This is a genomic window from Caballeronia jiangsuensis (assembly GCF_046030135.1).
Lineage (GTDB): Bacteria > Pseudomonadota > Gammaproteobacteria > Burkholderiales > Burkholderiaceae > Caballeronia > Caballeronia jiangsuensis.
The window spans coordinates 1-10,304 of record NZ_JAQQDB010000081.1; the positions used below are offsets into that span (position 1 = coordinate 1).

Annotated in this window: 11 protein-coding genes; 5 read left to right on the forward strand and 6 right to left on the reverse strand. The window is 65.8% G+C overall.

Going from position 1 to position 10,304, the window contains the following annotated elements; translation table 11 throughout:
• Positions 1 to 90 precede the first annotated feature (90 nt).
• The 6 genes from PQR08_RS38180 to fliF form a co-directional block, all read right to left on the reverse strand.
• On the reverse strand, positions 91 to 1,446 hold the full coding sequence (locus PQR08_RS38180; protein WP_408164396.1) for a flagellar hook-length control protein FliK: 1,356 nt from the start codon (positions 1,444 to 1,446) through the stop codon (positions 91 to 93).
• A gap of 34 nt (positions 1,447 to 1,480) precedes the next feature.
• Complete coding sequence (gene fliJ / locus PQR08_RS38185) at positions 1,481 to 1,930, reverse strand: flagellar export protein FliJ (protein ID WP_035499270.1); 450 nt, start codon at positions 1,928 to 1,930, stop codon at positions 1,481 to 1,483.
• A gap of 65 nt (positions 1,931 to 1,995) precedes the next feature.
• A complete protein-coding gene (gene fliI / locus PQR08_RS38190; RefSeq protein WP_187606531.1) occupies positions 1,996 to 3,558 on the reverse strand; it encodes a flagellar protein export ATPase FliI in 1,563 nt (520 codons plus the stop codon).
• Positions 3,513 to 4,187: a flagellar assembly protein FliH gene (gene fliH, locus PQR08_RS38195; protein WP_187606532.1), complete on the reverse strand. Its 675-nt coding sequence runs from the start codon at positions 4,185 to 4,187 to the stop codon at positions 3,513 to 3,515. Before fliH ends, fliI begins: the two co-directional genes overlap by 46 nt.
• Positions 4,180 to 5,175 (reverse strand): flagellar motor switch protein FliG, encoded by a 996-nt coding sequence (fliG, locus tag PQR08_RS38200; RefSeq protein WP_035499267.1) that lies wholly within the window; start codon positions 5,173 to 5,175, stop codon positions 4,180 to 4,182. The genes fliH and fliG overlap by 8 nt, the downstream gene beginning before the upstream one ends.
• Positions 5,165 to 6,937 (reverse strand): flagellar basal-body MS-ring/collar protein FliF, encoded by a 1,773-nt coding sequence (gene fliF, locus PQR08_RS38205; RefSeq protein ID WP_408164398.1) that lies wholly within the window; start codon positions 6,935 to 6,937, stop codon positions 5,165 to 5,167. Before fliF ends, fliG begins: the two co-directional genes overlap by 11 nt.
• Positions 6,938 to 7,213: 276 nt before the next feature.
• Here fliF and fliE point away from each other — a divergent pair, with 276 nt between their 5' ends.
• The 5 genes from fliE to PQR08_RS38230 all read left to right on the forward strand — a co-directional run bounded on the left by fliE (position 7,214) and on the right by PQR08_RS38230 (position 10,257).
• Positions 7,214 to 7,579 carry a flagellar hook-basal body complex protein FliE gene (gene fliE, locus PQR08_RS38210; protein WP_035499265.1) on the forward strand — a complete coding sequence of 122 codons (366 nt, stop codon included), beginning with the start codon at positions 7,214 to 7,216 and terminating at the stop codon, positions 7,577 to 7,579.
• Between the two features lie 223 nt (positions 7,580 to 7,802).
• Positions 7,803 to 8,222 carry a flagellar export chaperone FliS gene (fliS, locus tag PQR08_RS38215; RefSeq protein ID WP_035499264.1) on the forward strand — a complete coding sequence of 140 codons (420 nt, stop codon included), beginning with the start codon at positions 7,803 to 7,805 and terminating at the stop codon, positions 8,220 to 8,222.
• Positions 8,223 to 8,250: 28 nt separating this feature from the next.
• On the forward strand, positions 8,251 to 8,580 hold the full coding sequence (locus PQR08_RS38220) for a flagellar protein FliT (RefSeq protein ID WP_187606534.1): 330 nt from the start codon (positions 8,251 to 8,253) through the stop codon (positions 8,578 to 8,580).
• Between the two features lie 43 nt (positions 8,581 to 8,623).
• Positions 8,624 to 9,946, forward strand: coding sequence for a flagellar hook-length control protein FliK (fliK, locus tag PQR08_RS38225; protein ID WP_408164401.1), 1,323 nt, complete (start codon positions 8,624 to 8,626; stop codon positions 9,944 to 9,946).
• Positions 9,943 to 10,257: an EscU/YscU/HrcU family type III secretion system export apparatus switch protein gene (locus tag PQR08_RS38230; protein WP_408164403.1), complete on the forward strand. Its 315-nt coding sequence runs from the start codon at positions 9,943 to 9,945 to the stop codon at positions 10,255 to 10,257. Before fliK ends, PQR08_RS38230 begins: the two co-directional genes overlap by 4 nt.
• Positions 10,258 to 10,304 lie beyond the last annotated feature (47 nt).

Here is a 10,304-nt window from a genome sequence, read left to right on the forward strand (position 1 = left end):
AGCAGCAAAGAAAGTGACCCCCGCCCCGGGGAGGGGCAGTGCTAATAGACCACCACGAATCCGGGATCCGGCGACGAGCCAGCGAAAAAATCAAGCAAACGTATCAACAAGCCCCACGGTGCGCCGCACCGGCACACTTACACTGGCGGAGGCCGAAGAATCGACCCCACCGATCCCACCAGCGCCCCCAGCCCCCCGCGACCCCGACGAGCCCGACGAGCGCCCCTCCTGCTGCGACTGCCTTCCAAACGCCGACCCATCCGAAACCGAAGCGCTCCCAAGACTGATGCCATTCGCCTCCATCGCCTCACGCAGCTTCGGCATGGCGGCCTCGACCGCCTCGCGCACCTGCGCATGTTGCGACACGAACAGCGCGTGCGCATGGCTTTCGGAAACCTGCAAGGTCACCTGCAACGGCCCGAGATCTCGCGGATTCAAAGTCAGCTCCGCGCTCTGCTGATCCGCCTTCGACAGAAACACGACCTTCTGGCTGAACGCATCGTCCCAGCCGGAGGCGCCCACGTGCGGCGCAATCGCCGCGCTCGTCGCCGACGCCATCGCGCCTTGCGGACTCGACACCGCCGAATTCGCCGATGCCGTCTGCATCGACACCGCGTGCGCAGCCGCATCGGCGGCTTGTTTGTACGCGGCGGTCGCGGCATCCGCGGGCATCGTCGCGACAGCCAGCGCAGTCGCGTCGGTCGCCTTCGCATCCGCGTTCACGTTGTTCGTCAACACGGCGAGACTCGCAGCCTTTCCGCCCTTGGCGAACAGACCGCCCTGATCCTCGCCGTCCGCACCTTCGCGCGCCGTCGCCACGGAACCGTTCGCCGGCACTGCATTCGGCGTAGCGTTGTTCATCGCCGCGAGGGCCGCCTGAAGCGCGTCCTGCGCCGGTTTCGCGTCCGCGCTCTTGTGCGTCTCGCCCGTCGATTTGGTGTCGTCGGTCGAAGCGGTGGCCGTCGCCGTAGTGGCCGCGTCCGTCAGATCGGCGAGTGTGGTGTCCGTGTCGGCATCGTCGGCGTTGGCGGCGTCCGCGCGTGCTTTCGCCTGCGCCGCCGCCGTCGCTGCGTCCGGTGCGGAACCGGATGGCTGCGCCGCCGGCTTCGATGCGTCCGCCGTATCGGTCTTGCCCGTATTCTTCGATGCCTCTTTCGGCGCGTCGGTCTGATCGGGCTTCGCGGCGGCCTGCGCGTCCGACGCGTCATCGCCCTTCGATGCAGCCGCGGTCGCGCTGTCATCCGGCTTCGGCGCGTCGTGCACGCTCGATTTGTCGGCGGACGAATCCGCCAGCGCCTTCGCCGCCTGCGCGTCGGCGTTTGCCTTATCGGTGATGCCTTGCAGCGTCATGCCGAACGACGCGCCCGCGCTCGCCGCGCGCTGCGCCGCGGCCTTGCTCGATGACGTGGCGGCGGTCATCGCGCCGAGAAGTGATACGGAGGACATACGAGTCTCTCAAATGCAATGGTTGGGTAACGGCTCAGGCACGCTCGGCGCGCATGCGCAGTATCTTCGCGGCGTGCTCGTCGGATTCGCGCTGCTCGACGCGCGCAGCCTTCTTCGCGAGCATCGCCTCGCCGCGCGCGGCCAGCACTTCGTAACTGCCGAGCTTCTGTTTCTTGAGACGCCAGTCGGGTTTCGCCGCCTCGATGCGCTGATCGGCCATGACGAGCGCCGTGCGTTGCTGCGCAATCGCCGAATCGAGCGTGTCGACGAACGCCTGGAAGTTGCGCAGCGTCTGCGCCGTGGTGCCCTCCTGCGCCGATGCCGTGAATCGTGCGTGGTACTCGTCACGGTAGGTGATGAGCGAGTTCAATTGCGTTTCGACTTCGTTGCGTTCCTGCTGCAGCTTGCCGAGCTTCTTCGTGGCGGCGTCGAGTTCCTCTTCGGCAAGTCCGATGAGGGTGTTGATCGGCAGATTCTTGGACATGGCGTGGCGGTCCCGTATGGTCTTTTGGCTTTCTTGTGATGAATGATTCGGATACTAGTCGAAAACTATTCGAAGAGCTGATTCAACATCGCGATGCTCGGCTCGAACGGCGCCTGCTCGCGAAAACCCTGCTGCAAAAACGACTCCATGCGCGGATACAGCGCGATCGCACGGTCGAGGAGCTGATCGCGCCCGCTCGAATACGCGCCCACGTTGATCAAATCCTTGTTGCGCTGATAGCGCGAAAGCATCTGCTTGAAGAGGCGCACGCGTTCGAGATGCTTGTCGTCGATGAGCGCGGTCATCGCGCGGCTGATCGACTGTTCGATGTCGATGGCCGGATAGTGCCCCGCCTCCGCGAGCGAGCGGTTCAGCACGATATGGCCGTCGAGAATCGCGCGCGCCGAGTCGGCGATCGGGTCCTGCTGATCGTCGCCTTCGGTGAGCACGGTGTAGAACGCGGTGATCGAGCCGCCGCCTTCCGGTCCATTCCCGGTGCGCTCGACGAGCGCCGGCAGCTTCGCGAACACCGAAGGCGGATAACCCTTCGTCGCCGGCGGCTCGCCGATCGCGAGCGCGATCTCGCGCTGGGCCATCGCGTAGCGCGTCAGCGAATCCATCAGCATCAGCACATGCTTGCCCTGATCGCGGAAATATTCGGCGAGCGAGGTCGTATACGCGGCGGCCTGCATGCGCAGCACGGGCGATACATCCGCCGGCGCCGCCACGACGACCGAGCGCGCGAGACCTTCCTCGCCGAGAATCTGCTCGATGAATTCCTTCACTTCGCGGCCACGTTCGCCGATCAGCCCGATCACGATCACTTCCGCGCTCGTGTAGCGCGCCATCGTGCCGAGCAGCACCGACTTGCCGACGCCCGAACCCGCGAACAGGCCCATGCGCTGGCCGCGCCCGACCGTCAGCAGCGTGTTGATCGCGCGCACGCCGACATCGAGCACCTTGTGGATCGGCTCGCGGTTCAGCGGATTGATCACCGGCGCGGACAGCGGCGCATCGACCTTCGCGCCGAGCGGGCCGAGGCCGTCGAGCGGACGGCCGGACGCATCGACGACGCGGCCGAGCATTTCCCAGCCGACGGGCAAGCGCTTCGCGCCCGCCATCGGATCGTTGATCGGCGCGCTTTCGAGCGGATAGACGCGCGCGCCGGGCAACAGGCCGGCCACTTCGGTGGTCGGCATCAGAAAGAGCTTGTCGCCCGCGAAGCCGACGACTTCGGCTTCGGCGGTCGGAATCGCGCTGCCCGGCGGCAGTTCGATCATGCATTCGGAGCCCACGCCCATCTTCAGGCCGACCGCTTCCAGCACGAGTCCGGCCGCGCGCGTGAGACGCCCGCACGGACGCAGCGGTTTCGCGATGGCGTTGCGCGACCTGAGCGCGTCGAGCTTCTCGCGCCACGTATCGATGTGCGGATTGCCGGCGATATGCGCCAGTTCCGCGATGGTGCGCGCGGCGAGTTCGTCGGCCGATTCGTCGCCGACGGATTCATCGACGGCGAGCGGGCCGAACGAAGCGCGTGCGAGTTCCTGTTCCAGCTCGCTCAAACCATCCTGAGTGATTCGGCTCACCACGGCTTGTTTCTCCCCAGAGCAGCCACGACGCGTTCCCATCGCGACACGATGGTCGCGTCGATTTCGCCGGTCGCGGCGTACGCCTTGCAGCCGCCGCGCTCAACTTCCGGATCGGGACGCACAGTCCAGCCCGCTGACTCGAGTTCGTCTTTCAGATAAGCATCGACGATCGGCATGTCGGCCGGATTCACGACGAGCGTGGGCGCGCCCGAAAGCTCCGGCTCGGCGGCGATCACTTCGCGCGCCACCGCGACGAGCGCGGTCGGATCGAGCGCGAGATGCTGACGCACGACCTGCTGCGCAATATCGATCGCGAGTTCTGCGAGCGACTCCGCGATGGCCGCATCGGCGGCCTGCAACGCGGTCCTGAACGTATCGGCGATTTCGGCGAGACGCGCGGCCTGGGCGAGCGCTTCCTTGCGGCCATCCTCGAAACCCTTCGCCTGACCTTGCTCGTAACCCGCCTGATAACCGAGCGCCTGGCCCGCGACATGCCCCTTCGCGAGCCCGTGCTGATGCGCGTCTTCCTCGACGCGGCGCAAGTGCGCTTCGAGCGCGGCCTGTTCCGCCGCGCTGTCGTCGACCTTGATTTCGACAGGATCGAACGAGGCCATTTCCCAGCGCTGATACGCCGAGAGCGGAGTCTTTTGCACGCGAGCGTCAGACATATGCATCCTCCGCCTTGCCGCCTAGCTGGATCTGGCCGTTTTCCGCGAGATTGCGGACGATCTGCAGAATCTTGCGTTGCTGCTGCTCGACTTCCGACACGCGCACCGGACCGCGCGAATCGAGGTCTTCCGCGAGCAGTTCGGCCGCGCGCTGCGACATGTTCGACAGGAACTTCTGGCGCAGCGCCGGCTGCGCGCCCTTGAGCGACACGATCAGCGTCTCCGACTCCACTTCCTTCAAGAGAAGCTGGATCGCGCGGTCTTCCAGGTCGAGCAGGTTCTCGAACACGAACATCTGGTCGATGATCTTCTGCGCGAGTTCGGCGTCGTATTCGCGCACGTTCGCGATCACGCCTTCTTCATGATTGCTCGACATGAAGTTGAGAATCTCGGCCGCCGTGCGGATGCCGCCCATCGGCGCGCGCTTCAGGTTGTCGCTGCCGGAGAGGAGCGTCGTCAGCACGTCGTCGAGTTCGCGCAGCGCGGCGGGCTGAATGCCGTCGAGCGTCGCGATGCGCAGCAGCACGTCGTTGCGCAGACGGTCGGCCAGCAGCGACACGATCTCCGAAGCCTGATCGCGGTCCAGATGCACGAGGATCGTCGCGATGATCTGCGGATGCTCGTTCTTGATCAGCTCCGCGACCGCGCCCGAGTCCATCCACTTCAGGCCTTCGATGCCGCTCGTATCGCTGCCTTGCAGGATACGGTCGATCAGCGCGCCGGCCTTGGTTTCGCCGAGCGCCTTCGTCAGCACCGAGCGGATGTACTCGCTCGAATCGAGCGACAGCGCGGTGTGCTGCTCCGCTTCCGAAACGAATTCGGTCAGCACGTTGTCGAGCTGCTCGCGCGTCACGTTTTTCAGCGCCGCCATGGTCGCGCCGATCTTCTGCACCTCGCGCGGAGCGAGATACTTGAAAACTTCGGCGGCTTCTTCCTCACCGATCGACATCAGGAGGAGAGCGGCTTTATTCAGGCCTTCAGCGTTCATCGGACACCCAGTTCTTCACGACCGTCGCAACGATTCTCGCGTCCTGACGCGCCACCATGCGCGCGTAGTCGAGGTTGCGATCGAATTTGGCCTTCTTGCTTTCATGACCGAGGAGACTGACCTCGGCATCCTTGTCCTCGTCTTCCTTCTTCTGCCCGCCGTCGAGCGACGGGCCATCGAGCAGCGAGAGTTCATCCGGTGCGCCGAGCGCGGGGGCGGCTTCGGGCAGCGGCGGGAAGGCGCGGCGCATCGCCGGCTTCACCATGCTGAAGTACAGGAACAGCCCGACGATCCCGATGCCCACGTACTTCGCCGCCTGGATGCCCCACGCGATCATCTGCGGGGTGCGCCACCACGGCACGTCCGGCGTCACGTTCAGGTCGGCCGAGAACGCGCTGTTCACCACGTTCACCGAGTCGCCGCGCTTCTCGTCGAAGCCCATCGCGTCCTTCACGAGCTGCTGGACCTGCGCGAGCTTGTCGGCGGCGAGCGGCGTCATCGTGACGTTGCCCTTCGCGTCGACCTTCTTGTCGTAGTTCACGACGACCGCCACCGACAGGCGCTTGATGCCGCCCGTCGCCTGCTCGAAATGGCGCACGGTGCGATCGACTTCGTAGTTGGTCGTCGTGTCGCGGCGCTGGTTTTGCGGCGTCGTCTTCGTGCCGACGGCGCCCGAAGCTGCCGCGTCGATCGGCGCGGAAGCCGGCTGCGGCGGCTGATTCGAGAGCGCGCCCGGCACGCCCGATGCGCCGCCGCCCGTCGTTTCGCTCGATTCGCTCGACTGCTGGCTGCGGATCGCCGTGCTTTGCGGGTTACCGTTCGGACCGTAGCTTTCGGCGGTCTGTTCGAGCTTCGAGAAGTCGATGTCGGCGCTCACCTGCGAGCGGGCGTTGCCGGCGCCAAAGAGCGGCGCGAGAATCGCGTCGATGCGCTTTTGCGTGTTGTGCTCGATCTGCTGCACGTACTTCAGTTGCGACGCATCGAGGCCGCTGGCGGCGCTCTGGCTCGTGAGCAGGTTGCCGTCCTGATCGACGATATTCACGTTCTTGACCGGCATGTCCGCGACGCCGGACGCGACCATGTGCGCGATCGCGACCACCTGGCCTTCGTCGAGCACGCGGCCCGGATACAGATTGACCATCACGGACGCGGTCGGCAGTTCCTTGTCGCGCACGAACACGCTCGGCTTCGGAATCGCGAGATGCACGCGCGCCGACTTCACCGACGAGATCGCGCCGATCGTGCGCTCCAGCTCGCCTTCCAGCGCGCGCTGATAGTTGACCTGCTCGGCGAACTGGCTGATGCCGAACTTCTGGTTGTCCATCAGTTCGAAGCCGACCGAGCCGCTCTTCGGCAAGCCCTGGCTCGCGAGACGCAGACGCGTTTCGTGAACCTGCTCGGCCGGCACGAGAACGGCGCCGCCGCCGTCGGACAACTTGTAGGGAATGTTGCCCTGCTGGAGCGCGGCAACGATTGCGCCGCCGTCCCGGTCGGAGAGATTGGAGAAGAGGACGCGGTAGTCCGGCTGGCGCGACCACATGACGAGGCCGGCGATCACCATCGCCAGAATCGCGACGGCCACGATGAGCGGCACGCGCGGATTCGAGCGGAACTGGTTGAGCATCGGCACGCGCTGCGCGAAACCGCCGAAATCGGCGCCACCCGCGAGTCCCGGCGCGGCCGTTCCGGCTGCTCCCGGTTGTGCGCCCGCCAGGCCCATTCTGGCGTCGGGCGTGATGAGTGAGTTGTTGGGCGTATCCATTTAGCGTCGAAGCTCCGAATCCTGAGGTTCTCCTCCCGCCGCTTCCCGCTTTTCATGTCAGCGGCGGTGGAGGACTTTTCACGATGGGGATTATCCGCAGAAGATTGCAACTCGATTCGCTGAATAGAGCGGGGTTTTCCCCGTTCTTCCCGCGCTTTGAAAAACCGCCGGCTGCTAATCTTTTTCGTACTCGGTGAACCTCCGCGAAACGCATCCCGAGCACCCAGGTCCACGCCACGCGAGGCGCCGGCTTTCCCCCTGTCACCCGGAGTCAACATGAACTTTCCGATCAATCCGCTTTCCGCCGCGCTCTCGGCCATTCAGTCGCTGGCATCGCAAGCCGCGGGCGGCGTGTCCGGCCCGACCAGCGCAGCGGGCGCCGTCACGGGCCAGAGCGGGACATCGGGCGCGGCGAGCGTCGGCAGTTTCTCCGATGCGCTGAAATCGTCCATCGACAAGATCAGCGACAACCAGACCAAGGCGCTCGGCGAGGCGCACGCTTTCGAGATCGGCGCGCCGAACGTGTCGCTCAACGACGTGATGGTGGACATGCAGAAGGCGAACGTCGGACTGCAATTCGGGTTGCAGGTGCGCAACAAGCTCGTGTCGGCCTACAACGACATCATGCAGATCTCCGTCTGACGATCCGTTCGCGATCCAGCCCCCAATCGTTGTTGCGACGGCTCTAGAGTCCCGAGTCCTAAAGCTTTGCCGCGTTTCTCCGATAACCCCGATAACGGCACGGCGAACGATGGTTCGTTTGCCCGCGCCGGTTTTTGCCGGGCGCACGGGGATCCGGACGAGAAGCAGGGCGTCCGTTTGAAGCAAGCGGAACGCCGCGGCATCGCATAAGGAGAATCGAGAGATGTATTCCCCAGGACACGCTGGAGCCAATGCCTACGCACGCGTGGGCGTGCAGACAGGGGTGATGGGAGCCAGCCCGCACCGTCTGATCGTGATGCTGTATCAGGGCGCACGCCAGGCGATCGCGCAGGCGCGCATGCACATGCAGCAGAACAACATCGGCGCGCGCGGCACGGCGATCAGCAAGGCCATCAGCATCATCGAGAGCGGCTTGCAGCAGGCGCTCAACAAGGATGCGGGCGGCGAGATCGCGGAGCGGCTGGACGCGCTGTACACGTATATGACGCGCCGGCTGCTCGAGGCGAACCTGAAGCAGGACGAGACGATGCTGGTCGAGATCGACAACCTGCTCGCGACGCTCGAAGACGCCTGGGTGGGAATTGGACCGGAAGTGGCGCAAATGACCGCCGCGCCCGTTTGACACGATGCGCGTCGACTGCCTCGAAAGAATGAAGACGACACAAGAATATTTCGCCCACTACGAAGCCATCGCGGCGGTTTCCGGCCAGATGCTGGCGGCTGCGCGCGGCGGCGAATGGAGCGAGCTGAAGGCGTTGCAAGGCACGTACCGCGAGTTGATCGAGCAACTGAAGCAAGTGGATTCCGGCTCGGAACTCGACGAAAACGCCCGTGCACGCAAGCTGGACCTCGTGAAGAAGATTCTCGCCGACGACGCCGCGATCCGCGATCTGACGTCGCCGAGCCTCGCGCGTCTTTCGGCGCTTTTCACGGTCAACAGCCCGGCGCGCGTACTGAAAAAAATGATCGGACTGCGCTAGGCGCTGGTCCGCGCCCGATCGCGGCGCATATGAGGATGTGGGCATGACTGGACTCGATACCGCGATCGCATCGTTGCTCGCCAGCCGCACCGAGCTCCTGTTGTCCGCGATCCGTGCGCCGAACGGAGTGAGCGGCAGCGGCGTCACCGGCGCGAGCGTCGGACAGACGACGACGCAGACGGACATGTCGCAGACCGTCGGCACGCATCCCGGCGCGGCGACGCCGGCGGCATCGGCGCAAACCGCGTTCTCCAGCGTCGCGCGCACGCTCGACGTGATTTCGCGCTTTCCCGGCGCGACGCCCGCGCTGACCGGCGATACGCCGCTCTGGCCGACTCCGCCGCGCCCCGCGAGCGCCTTCGCCGCGCTCACGACCGGCCTCTTCGATACCGCTTTCTCTTCCAACGCCGCCGCGGTTGCCGCAGCGCGCGCCGCGACGCAGAATCTGCCGCCGCTGCCCGCCGCCGCGCTCGCGACCGCGCTGGCGAAGACCGTCGACGAAAGCGGGCTCTTCTACGAATCGCATCTGGTGCAATGGCTCGCGGGCCAGCGTAGCGCCGCGTCGCTCGGCAACGAGCCGCAGGCGCGGGCCGATGCGCGTTCGATGTCCTTGCCGTTCGATTTAGCGAACGTCCCGACGCCCGGGGACGCCTGGCTGGACGACGCCCGCGCGCCGCAACCCATACCCGATCTGCCCGACTTTCACGGACGCCCGGTCGCGACGCCGCAGACGCCGCAGCAGGCGGCCGCGCTCGCGGCGTCGGTGCGCGATGCGCCGCCGTCGGCGCTTTCGAATTCGCAAAGCGGAAGCGTCAGCGCCGGCATGAACGCGCAGAGCGCGCAGCCGAGCCAGCAGGAATCGGCGTTGCAGGCGTCGGTCGCGGCGGGCATCCATCCGGCGACGCTCAATGTCGTGCGCCAGCAACTCGACGTGCTCGCGAATCAGCAGTTCCGCTGGCAGGGCGAGGCGTGGCCCGGCACGCGCTTCGAGTGGGAAGTTGCCCGCGAGCCGCACGATCCGCGCACCGCCGACGATGCCGCCGACGAACGCGCGTGGCGCACGCGCATCACGCTGTCGCTGCCCGCGCTCGGCACCGTCGACGCCGAACTCGTGCTGACGGGCGAAAAGCTCGTCGCGCGGATCAAGGCGGCCGATTCGGGCGCGCGCCGTCTTGCTGCCGACGGGGTCGCGTTCGCGCGTCAACTGGAGGCGGCGGGCATCGCGCTGGCGTCGCTTTCCGTGCGCTCGATGGACGGCACGACCGATCTCGCGCTGTCCGGCGATAATGGCTCCGCGAAAAAACCGGTGCGCTCGCCGCTCGAACATCTGTTTCGCCCGCCGCAAGGCGAGGGGAGCGGAGCATGAGCGGGCAGGATCATCCGCCGTATACGCGCAGGCAGGCGACCGCGCTCGCCTACGAGGCGGGCAACCGCGAGGGGACGCCGCGTGTCGTCGCGAAGGGATACGGCATGGTCGCGGAAATGATCGTGCAGCGCGCGAAGGAAGCGGGTTTGTATGTGCACGAATCGCCGGAGATGGTGTCGCTGCTGATGCAGGTCGATCTCGATGCGCACATTCCGCCCGCGCTTTATCAGGCGGTGGCGGAGTTGCTGTCGTGGGTTTATCGGCTGGAGAACGAGGAGCCGATGCGGGAGAGTGGGCGGGGGGGGAGGTGATGTTGGCTGGGCTTTTGTGGATGGCCTGAATACGCGGTGGTTTATTA

Bases quoted from the DNA above. Each gene is read 5' to 3' on its own strand.
- PQR08_RS38230 (WP_408164403.1), top strand. From the start codon at position 9,943: ATGAGCGGGCAGGATCATCCGCCGTATACGCGCAGGCAGGCGACCGCG.
- fliI (WP_187606531.1), bottom strand. From the start codon at position 3,558: ATGGGAACGCGTCGTGGCTGCTCTGGGGAGAAACAAGCCGTGGTGAGC.
- fliS (WP_035499264.1), top strand. From the start codon at position 7,803: ATGTATTCCCCAGGACACGCTGGAGCCAATGCCTACGCACGCGTGGGC.
- fliG (WP_035499267.1), bottom strand. From the start codon at position 5,175: ATGAACGCTGAAGGCCTGAATAAAGCCGCTCTCCTCCTGATGTCGATC.
- fliF (WP_408164398.1), bottom strand. From the start codon at position 6,937: ATGGATACGCCCAACAACTCACTCATCACGCCCGACGCCAGAATGGGC.
- fliJ (WP_035499270.1), bottom strand. From the start codon at position 1,930: ATGTCCAAGAATCTGCCGATCAACACCCTCATCGGACTTGCCGAAGAG.
- PQR08_RS38180 (WP_408164396.1), bottom strand. From the start codon at position 1,446: ATGTCCTCCGTATCACTTCTCGGCGCGATGACCGCCGCCACGTCATCG.
- fliK (WP_408164401.1), top strand. From the start codon at position 8,624: ATGACTGGACTCGATACCGCGATCGCATCGTTGCTCGCCAGCCGCACC.
- fliH (WP_187606532.1), bottom strand. From the start codon at position 4,187: ATGTCTGACGCTCGCGTGCAAAAGACTCCGCTCTCGGCGTATCAGCGC.
- fliE (WP_035499265.1), top strand. From the start codon at position 7,214: ATGAACTTTCCGATCAATCCGCTTTCCGCCGCGCTCTCGGCCATTCAG.
- PQR08_RS38220 (WP_187606534.1), top strand. From the start codon at position 8,251: ATGAAGACGACACAAGAATATTTCGCCCACTACGAAGCCATCGCGGCG.